The organism is Micromonospora sp. M61, assembly GCF_018070245.1.
Taxonomy (GTDB): Bacteria; Actinomycetota; Actinomycetes; order Mycobacteriales; family Micromonosporaceae; genus Micromonospora; species Micromonospora zamorensis.
In genome coordinates, this window is the sequence record NZ_JAGPYA010000017.1 from 96,895 (window position 1) to 114,380 (window position 17,486).

Genomic DNA, 17,486 nt, shown 5'->3' on the forward strand with positions numbered 1-17,486 from the left:
TGTGCCTCCTGCCGCACCCAGCCCGATCCTGCGTCGTCGCCGATTGGGCGTCGAGCTGCGCCGCCTGCGTGAGGCCGCGGGCCTCACCGGCGACCAGGTGATCGAGCGTATCGGTTGGGCCTCCGCGTCCAAACTGTCCCGCCTGGAGAACGGCCGCAGCCGACCGGACCCGCAGGACGTCGGCGACCTGTTGGATCTCTACGGCGTCGACCAGGCGGTGCACGACGAGTTGCTCGGCATCACCGGCGAGGCCGGCGACATGCGCGGCTGGCTGAAGAACTTCCCGGTGATGACGCAGCAGCAGCGCAGTTGGGCCGAGCTGGAGGCGGGCTGCGCCGAGATCTCCGAATACAACCCGGTGCTGGTGCCCGGCCTGTTGCAGACCCCGGGCTACGCCCAGGTCCGGATCGTCTCCGCCCGGCAGGTGGGCGCGGGCGCGGGCGAGCCCGAGCCCGACGACGAGCCGGAAACCGAGGTGCAGGCGCGGATGGCCCGTCAGTCGTTGCTGACCCGTGAGCCGCACGCGCCCCGCTACACCGCCGTGCTGGAGGAGGCCGCTCTCGGCCGCCGCGCCGGGCCGCCCGAGGTGCTGCACGAACAACTGCTCCAGCTCTGTGAGCTGGCCCTGCTGCCGAACGTGACGCTGCACGTGCTGCTTCGCGACACCCAGATCGGCAATTGGTACCTCCCGCCGACCGCGTTCTCGGTCTACCGGTTCGCCGATCCCCTCGATCCGGAGACATTGGCCATCGAAGGTGGCTTCACCGACGTCATGTCGACCGAGGCAATCGCGCTAAATCGCTATAAAGTGGTGTTCGAGTGGCTATGCACGTCGGCACTGAACGCCGAGGACACCCTCTCCTGGCTGATCGAGTCAACGGGACGGCTGACCGAGGCGGCGCCCCCATCCACAGTGGCGTTCGGGCCGGCAACGGCGCCGACCCAGCGCCGCCGGGCCTCGGGGCGGCTGACCGATCGGTGATCCACGGGGGACCGACCCTCCGTCGGGGCGTGCGGCACCACTCGTCCCATCGGATCGCTTCACATCAGGAGCAGAACCATGAACGACATCCGTAACACGCCGTCCGTCTCCGCTCACTCGCTGGCGGATGCCCCGTGGCGTACCAGCACACGCAGCCAGACCTCCAACTGCGTGGAGGTCGCCCCACTCAACGCCGGCCCGTCGGCGGTCGCCCTGCGCGACAGCAAGGACCGAGGCGGTCCGGTGCTGCTGTTCAACCGCGCAGGGTGGCTCGGTTTCATCACCGGAGCCAAGAAGGGCCAGTTCGATCTGAACTGATCCGGTGACAGGTACGGGGCCGTCGGCGCACTGCCGGCGGCCCCGTCGCTGTACGCGCCCCTCCACCCCACTGAGCTGCATCGGCCGATCGGACGACGCTCCGAACTGATAGGCGCGTTTCAGTTGCTGGGACGAACACGGGGCGTAACATGGCCCTCGGATACGTGGAACTTCCACACTGGCTTATCCACCGCGGCTCATCCGGAGACCCTCATGCGGTTCCTGATCGTTCGCACCGACATCCGCGCCGTCGCCGACGGGGACATCGCCGCTGCCTGGGCAGACGGCCACCGACTCCGCGACGAGACGACCACCCCCGAGCCACGACGGCAGACCGTGCACGCCGAGGACCGGGACGCCGCACTGCTGCTGGCCCGCGCTCTGGCCACTGTCGGCGCGGTCCGCGCCGGCAAGCAACGGGTCAAGGTCGTACCGCTGATCGAGCCTCGCGCGGCCTTCCGACACAGACCGGGCCGCAACGGCACCTGACTCGACAAGACGTCCGTCGTGGTCGGATCGGCTCCCCCGCCGCGTTTATCGCACCCACCGACCACGACGGCCCGTGTTCCCGACCCGTGACCGCCGCGGCAACGGCGGCCACGGGTCGGGACCGTGCTTCACCGGTCGGCGTCCACCCAGCCGTCCAGCCACCGGTGGATGAGGAACAGCGCGATCGACGACGGCGGCGGCAGGATCAGCTGGGCACCGTCACCCACGTCCACCGTCCGCCCGGCCAGCGCCGCCCCGATCTCCCGGCGCGAGAACCACCGGGCGTACGCGATCTCGGACGGGTCGACCCGCACCGGATCGTCCGGGTTCGCGGTGGCCAGGAAACCCAGCATCAGCGAGCCGGGGAACGGCCACGCCTGGCTGCCCACGTACCCGATGCGCTCGACCCCGATGCCCACCTCCTCGCGGACCTCGCGCAGCACGGCGGCCTCCGCCGACTCGCCGGGCTCGACGTAGCCGGCCAGGCAGGAATAGCGCCGGCCGCCCGGGGTGCCCGGCCAACCGGCGTTGTTGCCGAGCAGGCAGCGACCGTCCGGGCCATCCACACCGTCGTGCACCAGCACGATCATCGCCGGGTCGGTACGCGGCCAGATCCGCCCACCGTTACGGTCCACCCGGGACCAACCCGCCTCGTCCATCGCGGTCGGCGCCCCGGTGCTCGTCGAGTAGCCGTGCCGGGTGTGCCAGTTGAGCAGCGCCAACGCCGTGGTGAAGATGCCGGCCTCCCGGTCGGCCAGCAGGTGGCCCACCTCGCGCAGGTTGACCGCGCGGGTCCCCGGCAACGCCGGCAGCGGCGCGTCGACCGCGAAGACGGGCACCCCGTCCGGTTCGACACCGAGGAACATCGCCGTCGACTCGGACCCGGCCGGCACGTCGGCCGCACCGAACAGCACCAACGCCGGTGGCGACGTGTCGGTGCGGGCCAACGTGCGACCCTCGTCGGTCGAATCGAGCAGCAGCACGCGGCCACGCAGCCACGCCTCGGTCAGCCACTGCGAGTCGCCCCGCCGGTGCGCGGCCCGATCCAGCGTGGACCGCGCCAACGGCGGCGCCGCCTCCCCGCTCACGCCAGCGCTCCGCTTCGCTCCACGCCGCCGTGAGACGGCCCACTGCTGAGCCCCATGGCTCGCTCGCTGCGCTCGTTCACTGCTTCGGCTCGGTCTGGACCGGAGTCAGCGCGGCGAGGCCCGGGGTGACCCGCTCGGCGTCACCGAGCACCACGATCGCCGCCCGAGCCGGTGCCAGGTACCGGGCGCCGGCACGCGCGACATCGTCGATGCTCGCCTTCGCCAACCTCGCCGCATACTCGGCGAGGAAGTCGAGGCGCAGCCCGTTGCCCGCGTACGCGCTGGTCAACGCCGCCAACCCGGCCTGGGTGGACATGCCGAGTTGGAGAGTGCCCAGGGCGTACTGACGGGCCTGCTCCAACTCCTCGGGCTTCGGCGGCAGCGACGCCAACCGGCCCAACTCATAAGTCGTCTCCAGCAGCGCCGGTCCGGTGACCTCGGTGGCCACCTCGGCGGACGCCACCAGGACCGACCCGGCCACGGAGTGCTCGATCCCCGAGTGCGGGCCGTACGTGTAGCCCTTGTCCTCGCGGATGTTCTCCACCCAACGGGAGGAGAAGTAACCGCCGAAGATCAGATTGGCCAGTTGCAGCGGGGCGTGGTCGGGGTCGGTGCGGGACACGGCCGGAAGCGCGATCCGCAGCGAGGACTGCACCGAGCCCGGCCGGTCGACCAGCAGCAGTGGGCCCGGCTCCAGCGGCGGCGTCGCCGGCAGCTCGGCCACACGCCCGGCGCCGGCCCAACCGCCGAGCGCCCGCTCGGCGGCGTCCAGCGCCTTCTCCGGCTGCACGTCACCGACCAGCACCAACTGCGCGCCGGCCGGGTGGACCCGCTCCGCGTGCAGGGTGCGCAACGCCGCCGGTCGGACGGCGCGGATCTGACCCGGCTCCGGGGTCTGCGTCGCGTACGGGTGCCGGCCGTAGATCCGCTTCAGCAGCGCCTCCCGGGCAAGGTGCGCCGGCTGACTCTGCGCCACCTGGATCCGGTCGACCAGTCGGTCCCGTTCGGTGGCCACCTCGTCGCTCGGGTAGCTGGCGCTGGTCAGCACCTCGGCCAGCAGCTCCAGCATCCGGTCCAGGCCGGTGACCAGCCCGGCGCCCGAGAGCATCAGCCGGTCCGGGTCGACGCCCGCGGAGAGCCCGCCACCCACCTTCTGCAACTCGGCGGCGAGCTGCACGCTCGTCATCGACTCGGTGCCGGAGAGCATCGTCTGCGAGAGCATGGCGCCGCGAGCCAGGTGCACCCGACCGAACGGAACCCAGAGCCGCAACTCGACCAGCGGCACGGCGGGCCGGCGTACGGCGATCACGGTGAGACCATTGCGCAGCGTACGTTCGGCCTGCTTGGGCACCTTGAGCTTGCGGGTCGGCCCCAGCGGCGGCAGCGTACGCGGCCCGACGGGAGCAGTGGTCGTAGTCACTGTGCCACCTTCGTTCGCGACTGCGGGGCTCGCAAAACCGGCTCACTCCTCGCGCTCACCGGGCGCCTCCGGCAATGACCTCGATGGCGGCCCGGCGCTCCGGCCGCAGCGTGGCCGCGGCGGCCCGGACCTGGTCCTCGGTGACGTCGCCGACCAGCCGGGGCAACTCGTTGAGCAGGCCCGGTTCGCCGCGTTGCTGCTCCAGCACGGCCATCCGCAGCGCCCGGCCGAGCACCGCGTCGGTGTCCCGCAGCAGATGGGTCGCCATCCGGGCCTGGGTGCGGGCCAGCTCACCGTCGGTCAGCCCGTCGGTGGCCAGCCGGTCCAACTCCTCGTCGATGGTGCGCAGCACCTTGTCCACGTCGCCCCCGGGCGGCAGATGCGCCTGCAACAGCAGCGCTGTGGGGTCGCGGACGTCGAACGGGTCACCCATGAAACCGAGGTATCCGCCGAGGCTGGTCACCGTGCGGTCGCGCTGCACCAGCCGCTCGACCAGCCGCGACGCGTCGCCGTCGGTGAGCACCTCGGCCAGCACCACGTACGGCAGGTAGCCGGCGAAGTCGGTGACCGGGTCGGGCACGCGCCAGGCGCCGGCCACCGCCGGCAGCGGCGCCAGGGCATCGGTGTACGAGGTGCGCCGCTCGGCGGTCAGCTCGGGCTCGGTGAAGTCGGGCCGTTTCGGCGCCGGTCGGGCTGGCACGTCACCGAAGTGCCGGGTGACCAGCTCGGTCGCCTCGGCCACGTCGATGTCGCCGCTGACGGCGAGGACCGCGTTGCCGCTGGCGTAGTAGCGGCGGAAGAAGTCCGCCGCGTCGGCGACGGTCGCCGACTCCAGGTCGTCGAAGGAGCCGTAGCCGTCGTGCGCGTTCGGGAAGGTGTCGAACATGACCGGCGGCAGGGTCAGCCAGGGGAAGCCGCCGTACGGCCGGTTGAGGACGTTGACCCGGATCTCCTCCTTGACCACGTCGACCTGGTTGCGCAGGTTCTCCTCGGTCAGTCGGGGGCCACGCATCCGGTCCGCCTCCAGGAACAGCGCGCGTTCCAGCGCGTTGCTCGGCAGCGTCTCGAAGTAGTCGGTGTAGTCCAGGTGGGTGGAGCCGTTGAAGGTGCCACCAGCGCCCTGCACGTGCCGGAAGTGGGCCAGCTTCTCCAGGTTTTCCGAACCCTGGAACATGAGGTGCTCGAAGAGATGGGCGAAGCCCGTGCGCCCCTCCGGCTCCGAGCGGATGCCGACGTCGTAGACCACCGCCACCCCGATCACCGGGGCACTGCGATCAGGGGTGAGCACCACCCGCAGGCCGTTGTCGAGGGTGAACCGCTCGACCGGATACTTCGTCGCTGGAATTCTGGATCTCCGCGCCGCCACGGGATCGACCCTAGCGCGTCGACACCCCCGCCACCCGCGACCTCCCGGAGCCGCCGCCACCGCGAGGGTGAGACGGCGGGTGTGTCGGGCGCTGGGGTGACATCCGGGACCGGTGGGAAGCGGGCGACCGGCCGTGCGGGGACAATGAGGAGATGAAACGAGAGACACGCCTGATGCGGTTGACCGGGGCGCGCGCGAGCGGCGCGGCGGCGACGGGCGCGGCGGCGACCGGCGCGCGGGCTACCGGCGCGGCGGCGACCGGCGCGCGGGCTGTGGGAGCGGCGTCGTTCGGCGCCCTCGCCGTGGGGGCGGTGGCCGTCGGGGCCGTGGCCGTCGGGGCGCTGGTCATCGGGCGGCTGGCGATCCGCCGGGCGGTCGTGCGGGAGCTGCGCGTCGGCCGGTTGGAGATCGACGAGCTGGTGGTGCACAGCCGACCCACCGCCGAGGGATAACCCGCGCCGGCGCGGACCGCGTCGAGGGAGGCTTACCGCGCCCCCACGCGCCGTTCATCACCCGCCGCGTGATGCCGCTCGGGTGTCGGGCGGACACGGGGCAGCACCTCGGCGCCGACCCGCTCGGCCTCCTCCCGGTGCGGCCAGCCGGAGAGGACGAACTCGTCGACGCCGAGTGCCGCGTACTCGTCGATGCGGGCCGCCACCTCGGCGTAGCTCCCGACCAGCGCGGTGCCGGCACCCTCGCGGACCAGGCCGACGCCGGCCCAGAGGTTCGGCGCGACGGTGAGCCCGTCGGTGCGACCGGCGTTGAGCGCGGCCATCCGGGCCTGACCCACCGAGTCCATCCGGCGGAACCTGGCCTGTGCGGCGGCGATCCGCTCGGGGCTCATCCCTGCCAGCAGCCGGTCGGCCTCCGCCCACGCCTCGGCGCCGGTGGGTCGGGCGATGACGTGCAGCCGCAGACCGGTGCGCAGGGTGCGGCCCTGCTCGGCGGCGAGCGCCCGGACCCGGGCGACCCGGGCGGCGATCGACGTCGGCGGTTCGCCCCACATCAGGTACACGTCGGCCTGTCGGGCGGCCACCGTCTCGGCGGCCGGGGACGCGCCGCCGAAGTAGACCGGCGGTGGCTCGGCGAGCGGGGTGGCCAGGCCGCCCTGGTCGACCCGGTAGTGCCTCCCGGCGTAGTCGAAGGGCCGGCCGGCCCAGGCGCGGCGGAGCACCTCGATGAACTCGCCGGTGCGCGCGTAGCGGTCGTCGTGCCCGAGGAAGTCGCCGTACGCCCGCTGCTCGGCCGGGTCGCCGCCGGTGACGATGTTGAGCGACAGCCGGCCACCGGAGATGGCCTGGAACGCCTCGGCCTGTTGGGCGATCAGGGTGGGCAGCGCGAAGCCGGCCCGAACGGCGACCAGCATGCCGAGCCGCTCGGTGTGCTGTGCCACCGCCGCGCAGACGATCCACGGGTCGGGGCAGCCGGCGCCAACGGGCGTGAGGACGGCGGTAAAGCCGTGCGTCTCGGCGGCCCGGCCGACCTCGGCCAGGTAGGCCACGGTGGCGGCCCGGTCGTGCCGGGCGGCGCCCGCGGTGACGGTGGCGGCACCGACCTCGTCGCCGTCGCCGGAGGTGGGCAGGAACCAGTGGAAGCTCATCGCGAATTCGCCCCTCTGCCGATCACCGAGTCCGGTTTAACCTAGCAAGCTGGTAGGAAATACCGACATAACTGAGACGCGTCATCCCGCCATGTGGATGGGTCTTGACGCTGACCGCGGCCTGGCCCAGTCTTCCTACCAACTAAGTAGGAATACTGCGGATTGGATGGACGATGAGACGGCTTCCCATGCGCCGGTTGGTCACCCTGGCCACTCTCGCCGCCCTCGGTGCGGCGACCCTGGGCAGCACCGCCGCGTGCGGCGACGACAGCGAGGGCACGGGCGGCAGCTCCGGCCCGGTGACGCTGCGCCTCGGCTACTTCCCCAATATCACGCACGCGCCGGCCGTCGTCGGCGTGGAGAAGGGCATCTTCGCCGAGAAGCTCGGCGCCGACGTCAAGCTGGACCCGAAGACCTTCAACGCCGGCCCGGCCGCCATCGAGGCCGTCTTCTCCGGTGCGCTGGACGCCACGTACATCGGTCCGAACCCGACAGTGAACGCCTTCTCCAAGTCCAAGGGTGAGGCCGTCCGGGTCATCTCCGGCGCGGCCTCCGGCGGCGTGGCGCTGGTGGTCAAGCCCGGCATCGCCGGCGCGCAGGACCTGAAGGGCAAGAAGATCGCCACCCCGCAGCTGGGCAACACCCAGGACGTGGCGATCCGCTACTGGCTCAAGCAGCAGGGTCTGACCACCACCAAGGAGGGCGGCGGCGACGTCAAGATCGTCCCGCAGGAGAACGCCCAGACGGTCGAGACGTTCAACAGCGGCGCGATCGACGGTGCCTGGGTGCCCGAGCCGTTCGTCTCCCGCCTGGTCAACGCCGGCGGCAAGGTGCTCGTCGACGAGCGCGACCTGTGGCCGGACAAGAAGTTCGTCATCACCAACCTGCTGGTCAGCACGAAGTTCCTCAAGGCACACCCGGACGTGGTGCAGAAGCTGGTCGACGGCCAGGTTGCCGCGAACGAGTTCGTCAACACCAAGCCCGAGGAAGCTCAGCAGGCCATCTCCGAGGCGATCGGCAAGATCACCGGAAAGCCGCTGGACCTGAAGCTCATCAAGCAGGCGTGGCCGACGTTGGAATTCACCAACGACCCGATCGCGACCTCGCTCAAGGCCGGCCTCGACCACGCCGTCGAGGTCAAGCTGACCGAACCGGTCGACCTCAAGGGCCTGTACGACCTCAAGTACCTCAACAACGCCCTCAAGTCGCAGGGCAAGCCCGAGGTCGTCCAGCCATGACGTCGACCACGACGACGCCGCAGAGCGCGACCACCGCGGTCGCGCTCTCCGGCGTGACCAAGGTGTACGGGCGCGGGCCGAACGCCGTCCTGGCCCTCGACGGTGTGTCGCTGGACGTCGCACCCGGCGAGTTCGTCTGCCTGGTCGGTGCCTCCGGCTGCGGCAAGAGCACCCTGCTGAACCTGGTCGCGGGGCTGGACCGGCCCAGCGGCGGTCAGATCACGCTGGCCGGCGACGCCAACCCGGGGCTGATGTTCCAGGAACCGGCGCTGTTTCCCTGGCTGACCGTCGACGGCAACGTCGAGGTGCCGCTGAAGCTGCGTCGGCTGCCCCGGGCCGAGCGGCGCGAGCGGGTCGCCGAGTTGCTGCGTACGGTGCACCTGGCCGACTTCGGCCGCAAGCGCCCCCACGAGCTCTCCGGGGGCATGCGGCAACGGGTCGCGTTGGCCCGCACGCTGGCCCTGGACACGCCGGTGCTGCTGATGGACGAGCCGTTCGGCGCACTGGACGCGATGACCCGGGACATCCTGCACGACGAGCTGGAACGCATCTGGTCCGAGCGGAACCTCTCGGTGCTCTTCGTGACGCACAACGTCCGCGAGGCCGCCCGACTGGCCGACCGGATCATCCTGCTCTCCAGCCGTCCCGGCCGGATCATCTACTCCACCGAGGTGGACATCCCGCGCCCCCGACGGATCGACTCCCCCGAGGTCGCCGCCATCGCCGCCGAGGTCACCGAGCGGCTCCGTACGGAGGTGGGCCGCCATGGCCAGTGACACCCTGACCAACACGGCGCGTACCGACGCGCAGATCTCCGGCCTGGACGCGCTGGAGATCGCCGGCCGGGACCCGGAGGTTTCCCGGGGTTCCCGGTTCTGGGCCGCCACCTGGCCCAAGCTCGCCGCGCTGGCCATCGCCATCCTGGCCTGGCAGCTGGTGGTCTGGTCAGGTTGGAAGCCGCCGTATTCGCTGCCGGGGCCGCTGGAGGTCGGCCGCGAGCTGGTCAACCAGGCTCAGGGCCCGCAGCTCTGGGAGGGCCTGGTCACGACGTTGCGGCGGGCCGCCGTCGGCTATGTCTTCTCGGTCGCGGTCGGCCTGCTGCTGGGCCTGGCGGTGGCCCGGTCCAAGGTGCTCCGAGCCGCCATCGGCTCGATGATCACGGCGTTGCAGACCATGCCGTCGATCGCCTGGTTCCCGTTGGCCATCCTGCTGTTCGAGCTGAGCGAGAAGGCGATCTTCTTCGTGGTGGTGCTCGGCGCGGCGCCGTCCATCGCCAACGGCGTGATCTCCGGTGTGGACTACGTGCCACCGCTGCTGCTGCGCGCCGGTCGCAACCTGGGCGCTCGGGGGCTCAATCTCTACCGGTACGTCATCGCGCCGGCCGCCCTTCCGGCGATCGTCGCCGGGCTCAAGCAGGGCTGGGCGTTCTCCTGGCGCAGCCTGATGGCCGGTGAGCTGATCGTGGTCGGCATCTCGCAGACGTCGCTCGGCGCGCAGCTGACCTACTCCCGCGAACTGTCCGACGCACCCTGGCTGCTCTCCACCATGATCGTCATCCTGGTGCTCGGCCTCGGCGTGGATGCCGCCTTCGGCGCGGCGGACAAGGCGATCCGGCGGCGCTGGGGCGTGCTCGACCAGGCGGGCAACTGACCCGTGTACGTCTCCGCGCGCAGCGACTACGCGCTCCGGGCGATGCTCGCCGTCGCCGCCGCCAGTCGCGGCGGCGGCGGGAGCGGAGGCGGTGAGTTGGTGAAGGCGGCCAGCCTGGCCGAGGTGCAGGACATCCCGCTCAGCTTCCTGCAGGGCATCCTGCTCGACCTGCGCCGAGCCGGTCTGCTGCACAGCCATCGGGGCGCCGACGGCGGGTACGCGCTGACCCGCCCAGCCGACGGGATCACCGTCGGGGACGTGTTACGGGCTGTCGGCGGTTCGCTCACCACGGTGCGCGGCCTGCCGGCCGAGCGCGCCGGCTACCACGGTGTGGCCGCCGGGCTGACCGACGTCTGGCTGGCGGTGCACGGGGCGATCGCCACGGTGGTCGACAGCACCACCCTGGCCGACCTGCTCACCCGCAACTCGACCGACCACGCCCCCACCACCTCGTGAAACGACGGCGGTGACGTGGTCGGGTCGGTGCCCCGCCGACCCGACCACATCTCGTACCGATCCTGACCGGGCCTGCCCCTCCGCCGGCACCGGTCGGCCGGTCGCTGCTCAACCCACGTGGGCGACCGCCGGGCCGGAGCCCTGGTCGCCAGGGCCGTGCAGCTCCACCAGACCGGCGGGAGCGTTACCCGCCGGGGTGGCGTGCCAGGGTGCGAAGGCCGCAACCATGGCGAGCAACAGCCCGGCGAGCGCGACCGCGACCACCAGGATCAGTTCGCGTAGTGCACCCGAGCCGGCTTCGCCCGCCATGGTCACCCCTCCCGTGCCGGGCCCCCCGCCCGGCTTTCCCCCGGTGGTCAGCCTTGACCACGGTCAGCCATGACGCAGTCGGCCAGCCGACCGAGCAGAGGCTGATTACCGACTCAGAAGTCTGGCCGGCCAGGGCCGAAGACAGACCGACCCGCCTCGCCGAAGCGGGGCGGGTCGGTTGAGGCGCGGAAGATCAGACGGTACGGGGGCGGCGCGGACGGCGGGACCGACCCGACGCCCGGTGCGTCGGGCGGGCGCCGCCATCGGTGGCAGTGCCACCGGCACCGCGTCCCCCACGAGCGGCGGGAGCCGGAGGCGCGACGATGGTCACCGGCACACCGGACGGCTCACGCGCACCGGTGACCCGGGCCAACGCCTCGCCATCGGAGCGCACCTGGACCGACTCGGGCCGGATGCCGGCGGTGGCCATCAGTCGGGACATGTCCCGACGCTGCTCGGGCAGGACCAGGGTGACCACAGAGCCGGACTCGCCGGCCCGGGCGGTACGGCCGCCCCGGTGCAGGTAGTCCTTCGCCTCGGTCGGCGGGTCCACGTTGACGACCATGTCCAGGCCGTCCACGTGAATGCCCCGAGCCGCGACGTCGGTGGCGACCAGAGCGGTCACCTGGCCGTTGCGGAACTGCTCCAGGATCCGGGTGCGCTGCGGCTGGGACTTGCCGCCGTGCAGTGCGGCCGCGCGTACGCCCTTGGACAGCAACTGACGGGCAAGGCGGTCGGCGCGGTGCTTGGTGCCCATGAACAGGATGGTGCGGCCCTCACGGGCGGCGATCCGGGTCAACGCGTCGGGCTTGTCCAGGGCGTCGACGTGCAGCACGTGGTGGGTCATCGCCGTCACGGTGGCGGTGCCCGGGTCGACCGAGTGGGTGACCGGGTTGCTCAGGAAGCGGCGGACCAGCCGGTCCACACCACCGTCCAGAGTGGCGGAGAAGAGCATCCGCTGGCCCTGCGGTGCGACCTGCTCCAGCAGCTTGGTGACCTGCGGCAGGAAGCCCATGTCGGCCATCTGGTCGGCCTCGTCCAGCACGGTGATCTCGACCTGGTCGAGCCGGGCGTCGCCGCGGTTGATCAGGTCGTGCAGCCGGCCGGGGGTGGCGACAACCACCTCGGCGCCGGCGCGCAGAGCGTCGGCCTGCCGCTGCAACGACAGCCCGCCGACGACGGTGGTGCAGCGCAGCCCGACAGCGCGGGCGTACGGGGCGAGCGCGGTGGTGACCTGCTGGGCCAGCTCACGGGTCGGCACCAGCACCAGGGCGAGCGGGCGACCCGGCCGGGCCTTACGGCCGGCGGTGCGGGACAGCAGCGCAAGCCCGAAGGCGAGGGTCTTGCCGGAGCCTGTACGACCCCGGCCAAGCACGTCGCGGCCGGCGAGAGAGTCGGGCAGCGTCGCCGACTGGATCGGGAACGGCTCGTTGATGCCCTGCGCGGTCAACGCGGTGAGCAGCGCCGGTGCCAGCCCGGTATGAGCGAAAGAAGGAATAACTGTGGTCATGCGGGAGCCTTCCTCGACGCGGCACGTGTCGAGGGAGGGCGCCGAAGTCGGCGCTGTCACCGGCGGCAAAAGGCAGCCAGGACTCACAAGCACGAACCGATTGGAGTACGGGCCGGCCCGCCACCGGGCCGTCACCTGCGGAGGCAGGCGACGGCGAGGCGGGCCGGTCCCGTCACCGTCACACCCGGAGGGCGCGACAGGTAATGCTGACCGATCCGAAGATCAGAGCGGGCGGATGTTCTCCGCCTGCGGGCCCTTCTGGCCCTGGGTCACCTCGAACTCGACCCGCTGGTTCTCGTCCAGGCTCCGGTAGCCGGAGGACTGGATCGCCGAGAAGTGGGCGAAGACGTCAGCGCCGCCGCCGTCGGGGGTGATGAAGCCGAAGCCCTTGTCAGCGTTGAACCACTTCACGGTGCCAATAGCCATGTGTTTCGTCTCCTTGACGGAACGTCGGACTCGCACTTGTTGCGTGCCCGAAGAGGAGCGCTCCGCGCGGGGATGCGCGAATCGCCTGTCGCTTCTGGTCGCCCCGCCCGGAGAACTCCGGACACAACAAAGAGCGCCTGGGGCCACAATCCCGCCAGGCGCACACAGAGTCTCTGGTAACCAAAACTGCAACCCGGTCAACGTATCATGGTTTTCCCGCCAGCGGTCAAGCTTGGGCGGAATCTTCGGGCAACTGGGTGATCATGGCCGTGAGCCCCGTCACATCCAGCAGATCGGCGGGCCGAACCGTCACGCCGTGCCGGACGTAGTGGAAGGCCGCGCCCACCCGGTCGACCGGCACACCAGCCAGCTCCGCCCAGGCCAACCGGTACACCGCCAACTGCACGGCGGCCACATCAGCCGCCGGCCCGGTCGGCTGCGCGCCGGTCTTCCAGTCGACCACGTCGAACCGCCCACCCGGCCGGGCGAAGACAGCGTCCATCCGCCCCCGCACCACCACTCCGGCGATCACTGTGGCGAACGGCACCTCCACCTCCACCGGTGACCGGTCGGCCCACTCGCTGGCCAGGAACCGCTCCTGCAACTCGACCAGCGCCTCGTCGGGCGCGGCATCCGCGTCGGCCGCACCGGGCAACTCGTCCAGGTCCAGCAGGCGGTCGGCGCCGAAGCGCTGCTCCAACCAGGCATGGAACGCGGTGCCGCGACGGGCGTACGGGTTGGGCTCGGTCGGCACCGGACGGCGCAGCGTACGGGCCAGCCCGGCCGGGTCACGCCGCAACGCCACCAGCTGGGTGACGCTCAACTGCCCGGGCAGAGCCACCTCGACCGCACCGGAGAGCCTGGTCAGCTCGGCCCGTTCGGCCAGCAGCAGATCCGCCTCGCGCTGCCAGCGCGCCACCTCCGGGTCCACCTCCGGCTCGACGGTCACCAGCGGCCCGTCCACCACCGAGCCGACCGGCCCGGCGACCACCGAGGCCGGCCCGTCGGTCATCAGGCGACGCACCAACCCGGCCGCCTCGGCCAGTGCCGGCCGGCGACCACCCAACGGGTCGGCCGGCCACTCCGCGCGGAGCACCACCTCCGCTGTCGGGTTCGTCGCATCCGGGGTCGGCTCGGGCGCCCACACGTCGATCAGGTGCCCCGGCCCGCCGTCGAGGCAGGCGTCGTACACCTCACGCAGGAAGACCGACGGACCTCGTGGCCGCTTCGTGCCCTCCCCCCACCAGTAGCCGGAGCAGAGCAGCAGCCGGCGCGGCCGGGTGACCGCCACGTACGTCAGCCGGCGTTCCTCCCGCTCGTCGTGGGCCCGCCAGGCGTCGGTGAAGTCGGTCACCGCCCGGGCTACCGCCCGCTGGTCGGCCGCCTCGTCGAGCGCCAGCTCGGGCAACCCGTCGGCGTCACCGCGCAGTGGGAACGGCAGCACCCCGAGCCCACCCAACCAGTGGTCGGAGTTGCGGACCGGACCCGGCCACAGCCCACGGCTCAGCCCGGCCACGGCCACCACGTCCCACTCCAGGCCCTTGGCGGCGTGCGCAGTGACCACCTGCACCGCGCCCTCCACCACCTCGACCTCGCCCGGCGCCAGACCGCGCTCCTCGTCCTCGGCCGCGGCCAGGTAGGACAGGAAGCCGGACAGCGTCGCCCCCGGGGTCTCCCCGCTGAAGCGGGCCGCCACGTCCCCCAGGGCGTCCAGGTGACCCCGGGCCAGGCCCGCGTCGCCGGTGCCGTCCCGGCCGGCCCGGACCGCGACCTCAACGTCCAGGCCGATGGTCCGCTCGATGTCCGCGATCAGGTCCGGCAGTGCCTGGTCCAGCCGGTAGCGCAGCAGCGCCAACTCCAGCCCGTACGCGCGCAACCGCGCGAAGCCCTCCGCCGAGTACGCCTGCGCCGGGCCGAGATCGGCCAGCGCCTCCACCAGGGTCGCCTCGTCCAGCAGGTCGGGGCTGATCTCCGAGGTGTCGTCGGCGGCAACCTGTCGCCGGGCGTTGGCGATGGCCCGGGCCCGCTTGTGCAACGCCACCAGGTCACGCGGCCCGATCCGCCAACGGGCGCCGGTGAGCAACCGCAGCAACGCGGCACCGTCGGTCGGGTCGGCCAGCACCCGCAGCGTGCAGACCACGTCGCGTACCTCAGGGGTGTCCAGCAGGCCACCCAGCCCGACCACCTCGACCGGGAGACCGCGCTCGCGCAGTGCCGACTCGATCGCCGGGATCTGGCTGCGGACGCGCACCAGCACTGCCGTCGTCGGGCGTTGCGCCACCGGGATGTGCTCGGGGGCCGCGCCCGGCATCCGGGCCGCCCCACGCCAGGCCGCGAGCACGCTGTCGGCGATCCAGTCGGCCTCGTCGGCGTACGTGGGCAGCATCGCGCAGTGCACAGTGCCGCCGGCCGCGCCGCCGGGGCTGCGGTGTGGGATCGGGTCCCGGACGGTCAGCGCGGAGCGCAGCTCCGGCACCTGGGCACCCGCCGCACGCAGTGGTGTGGACAGCGCGTTCGCCACCCAGAGGATCTCGGGGCGATTGCGCCAGCTCGTGGTGAGCCCGAGCGCCTGGGCGGGCTGACCGTCGGCACGGGCGAACTCGGTGGGGAACCGGTCCAGTGTGCCCGCGCTGGCCCCCCGCCAGCCGTAGATGGACTGGCACGGGTCACCCACCGCCGTCACCGGGTGCCCGCCACCGAACAACGCGTTGAGCAGCACCACCTGGGCGTGGCTGGTGTCCTGGTACTCGTCGAGCAGCACCACCCGGAAACGGTCCCGCTCGATCTGGCCGACCCCCGGGTGGTCCCGGGCCACCCGGGCCGCCCGGGCGAGCTGGTCGGCGAAGTCCATCGCCTCGAAGTCCTCCTTGCGCCGGGCGTACGCCCGCACCAGCGGCAGCAGGCGCAGCCGGGTCTGCTGGAGGGCGAGCGCCTTGCGCACGTCGGCGTACACCCGGCCCGGCCGGGACTGCACCTCGGCGAAGAACCGGCCGGTCCAGGCCGCCAGCTGGTCCGGTGCGACCAGGTGCTCGTCCAGCTCACCGGCGAGCGCCAGCACCGCGTCGGTGATGGTGCTCGGCATCCGGTCCACCTCGGACATGTCACCGTCGTAGTTGCGCACCAGCAGGTCGACCAACTGCCAGCGGGAGGCCTCGGTGAGCAGCCGGGTGGACGGCTCGTAACCGGCCCGCAGCCCGTGCTCGGTGACGATCCGCCCCGCGTAGGAGTGGTACGTGGAGACGGTGGGTTCACCGGCGAGCGGGTCGTCGAGCGGGTCCCGACCCTGTCGGCCGACGCGGCGGATCAGCTGGTCGAGCCGGGTCCGTACCCGGTGGGCCAGCTCGCCGGCCGCCTTCCGGGTGAAGGTCAGCCCGAGGATCTGCTCGGGGCGCACGTACGAGTTGGCCACCAACCAGACCACCCGCGCGGCCATCGTCTCGGTCTTGCCGGACCCGGCGCCCGCGACCACCAGCAACGGCTCCACCGGGGCGGCGATGATCGCGGCCTGCTCCCGGGTGGACGCCGGCAACCGCAGCAGCTTGGCCAGCTCGACCGGTGTGTAGCGGGGCCCGGAGTCCGCCAGCCGGGGCGTCGGCGCGGGGCCCGCGCCGAACAGGGTGGGCTGGGTCATGGGGTCTCCGGACGTCGGACGGTCGGCGGCTCGACCACCTGGCGCCCCTGCCCGGAGACCGGGCAGCTGGTCCGCACCGGGCAGACCCGGCACTTCGAGTTGGCCACCGCAGCGAACGTGGCGGCTGCCATCGTATCGGCGGTCCGCCGGACCAGCGCGGTCGCCCAGCCGGCCGCCGGCCCCTCACCGGGCGCCGGCTGATTCTGCTCCCGGGCGTCCTTGGCGGAGGTGCCGAGCTGCACCAGCGCAGCACCTCCCGACTCGTCGCCGAACTCGGCGAACGCCCCCGCCTCCACCGCCGCCTGGTAGGCGCCGAGCTGCGGATGCTCGGCAAGCTCGGCGCCGGTGACAGCTGTCGACTTGCCGGTCTTCAGGTCGATCACCACGAGCCGCCCGGCCTCGTCGACCTCCAGCCGGTCCACCCGACCGGTCAGGTCGACCGGCCGGTTCGGGTCGTCCAGGCGGACGGCGAACTCGTGCTCGATCGCGAGCAGCCGACGCGGGTTGGTGGCCAGCCAGCGCAGCAGCTTGTCGACCATCGCCTCGGCGCGTTCACGCTCCGGCCCGGCCATCCACCGGGCCGCCAGCTCGATCGCGTCGAACCGCGCGGCCACGTAGTCGAGCAGCGCGCCCCGGTCGGCGCTGGCGTCCTCGGCGAGCATCGCGGCGGCGTGGACCAGGTTGCCCACCCCCTGCGCCGTGCTGGTCGGGCCGCTGCCACCGTGCCGTTCCAGCAGCCACCGCAGGCTGCACCGCAGGGCGCTCTCCATCGCCGACGGGGTGACCCGCACCGGCTTGCCCTCGTCGACCAGCGGCCGGTCGTCGGAGAGGCCGCGCAAACCCCACCAGTCGTCGGGGTGCGCGCCGGGGACACCGGCGGCGGCGAGCCGCGCCAGCTCGGCCGCCGCGGCGCGCCGCCGGGCCGCCGGGGCAGCCGGGTCGGTGATGGCGGTACGCAGCTCGGCGACCAGCGCCGGCAGGGTGAGCGCCCGGGGTGGACGGG

At 72.4% G+C, this 17,486-nt stretch carries 17 protein-coding genes; 8 read left to right on the plus strand and 9 right to left on the minus strand.

Annotated features, from left to right (window positions below):
• The first annotated feature begins 1 nt into the window (after position 1).
• The 3 genes from KBX34_RS12630 to KBX34_RS12640 all read left to right on the plus strand — a co-directional run bounded on the left by KBX34_RS12630 (position 2) and on the right by KBX34_RS12640 (position 1,789).
• Complete coding sequence (locus tag KBX34_RS12630; protein WP_210925076.1) at positions 2-982, plus strand: helix-turn-helix transcriptional regulator; 981 nt, start codon at positions 2-4, stop codon at positions 980-982.
• 78 nt (positions 983-1,060) lie between these two features.
• Positions 1,061-1,300 carry a DUF397 domain-containing protein gene (locus KBX34_RS12635; protein ID WP_088950053.1) on the plus strand — a complete coding sequence of 80 codons (240 nt, stop codon included), beginning with the start codon at positions 1,061-1,063 and terminating at the stop codon, positions 1,298-1,300.
• Between the two features lie 213 nt (positions 1,301-1,513).
• Complete coding sequence (locus KBX34_RS12640; RefSeq protein ID WP_088950054.1) at positions 1,514-1,789, plus strand: hypothetical protein; 276 nt, start codon at positions 1,514-1,516, stop codon at positions 1,787-1,789.
• A gap of 128 nt (positions 1,790-1,917) precedes the next feature.
• Here the strand turns inward: KBX34_RS12640 and nudC are convergent, their stop codons facing one another.
• The 3 genes from nudC to KBX34_RS12655 all read right to left on the minus strand — a co-directional run bounded on the left by nudC (position 1,918) and on the right by KBX34_RS12655 (position 5,663).
• Positions 1,918-2,877, minus strand: a complete 960-nt coding sequence (gene nudC / locus KBX34_RS12645; protein WP_210925077.1) for an NAD(+) diphosphatase — start codon at positions 2,875-2,877, stop codon at positions 1,918-1,920.
• Between the two features lie 76 nt (positions 2,878-2,953).
• Positions 2,954-4,297, minus strand: coding sequence for a pitrilysin family protein (locus KBX34_RS12650; protein ID WP_210925078.1), 1,344 nt, complete (start codon positions 4,295-4,297; stop codon positions 2,954-2,956).
• Positions 4,298-4,352: 55 nt separating this feature from the next.
• Complete coding sequence (locus KBX34_RS12655) at positions 4,353-5,663, minus strand: pitrilysin family protein (protein ID WP_210794505.1); 1,311 nt, start codon at positions 5,661-5,663, stop codon at positions 4,353-4,355.
• 152 nt (positions 5,664-5,815) lie between these two features.
• Here KBX34_RS12655 and KBX34_RS12660 point away from each other — a divergent pair, with 152 nt between their 5' ends.
• Complete coding sequence (locus KBX34_RS12660) at positions 5,816-6,115, plus strand: hypothetical protein (protein WP_185755418.1); 300 nt, start codon at positions 5,816-5,818, stop codon at positions 6,113-6,115.
• 32 nt (positions 6,116-6,147) lie between these two features.
• On the opposite strand, the gene KBX34_RS12665 is transcribed toward KBX34_RS12660, so the two are convergent.
• Complete coding sequence (locus KBX34_RS12665; RefSeq protein WP_210925079.1) at positions 6,148-7,263, minus strand: LLM class flavin-dependent oxidoreductase; 1,116 nt, start codon at positions 7,261-7,263, stop codon at positions 6,148-6,150.
• Between the two features lie 173 nt (positions 7,264-7,436).
• On the opposite strand from KBX34_RS12665, the gene KBX34_RS12670 reads away from it, so the two are divergent.
• Genes KBX34_RS12670 through KBX34_RS12685 form a run of 4 tightly spaced genes read left to right on the plus strand, consistent with a single transcriptional unit; the run spans position 7,437 to position 10,607 of the window.
• Positions 7,437-8,501, plus strand: a complete 1,065-nt coding sequence (locus KBX34_RS12670; protein WP_099848428.1) for an ABC transporter substrate-binding protein — start codon at positions 7,437-7,439, stop codon at positions 8,499-8,501.
• Positions 8,498-9,277: an ABC transporter ATP-binding protein gene (locus KBX34_RS12675; RefSeq protein ID WP_088950061.1), complete on the plus strand. Its 780-nt coding sequence runs from the start codon at positions 8,498-8,500 to the stop codon at positions 9,275-9,277. Before KBX34_RS12670 ends, KBX34_RS12675 begins: the two co-directional genes overlap by 4 nt.
• Entirely contained in the window at positions 9,267-10,151 is an 885-nt protein-coding gene (locus tag KBX34_RS12680) for an ABC transporter permease (protein ID WP_088950062.1), read from the plus strand. Before KBX34_RS12675 ends, KBX34_RS12680 begins: the two co-directional genes overlap by 11 nt.
• 3 nt (positions 10,152-10,154) lie before the next feature.
• The gene (locus KBX34_RS12685; protein WP_088950063.1) at positions 10,155-10,607 is read left to right on the plus strand and encodes an Rrf2 family transcriptional regulator; all 453 of its coding nucleotides are present in this window, start codon (positions 10,155-10,157) and stop codon (positions 10,605-10,607) included.
• Positions 10,608-10,715: 108 nt separating this feature from the next.
• Here the strand turns inward: KBX34_RS12685 and KBX34_RS12690 are convergent, their stop codons facing one another.
• From KBX34_RS12690 to KBX34_RS12710, 5 genes are all read right to left on the minus strand, one after another.
• On the minus strand, positions 10,716-10,916 hold the full coding sequence (locus KBX34_RS12690; RefSeq protein ID WP_088950064.1) for a hypothetical protein: 201 nt from the start codon (positions 10,914-10,916) through the stop codon (positions 10,716-10,718).
• Positions 10,917-11,109: 193 nt separating this feature from the next.
• Positions 11,110-12,426: a DEAD/DEAH box helicase gene (locus KBX34_RS12695; protein ID WP_141911044.1), complete on the minus strand. Its 1,317-nt coding sequence runs from the start codon at positions 12,424-12,426 to the stop codon at positions 11,110-11,112.
• A gap of 222 nt (positions 12,427-12,648) precedes the next feature.
• Positions 12,649-12,852, minus strand: a complete 204-nt coding sequence (locus KBX34_RS12700) for a cold-shock protein (RefSeq protein ID WP_007464836.1) — start codon at positions 12,850-12,852, stop codon at positions 12,649-12,651.
• A 226-nt stretch (positions 12,853-13,078) separates the two neighbouring features.
• Complete coding sequence (locus KBX34_RS12705; RefSeq protein WP_210925081.1) at positions 13,079-16,483, minus strand: ATP-dependent helicase; 3,405 nt, start codon at positions 16,481-16,483, stop codon at positions 13,079-13,081.
• Positions 16,480-17,486: PD-(D/E)XK nuclease family protein (locus KBX34_RS12710; RefSeq protein ID WP_210925083.1), on the minus strand; the 1,007-nt coding region annotated here is incomplete at its 5' end. The genes KBX34_RS12710 and KBX34_RS12705, both read right to left, overlap by 4 nt.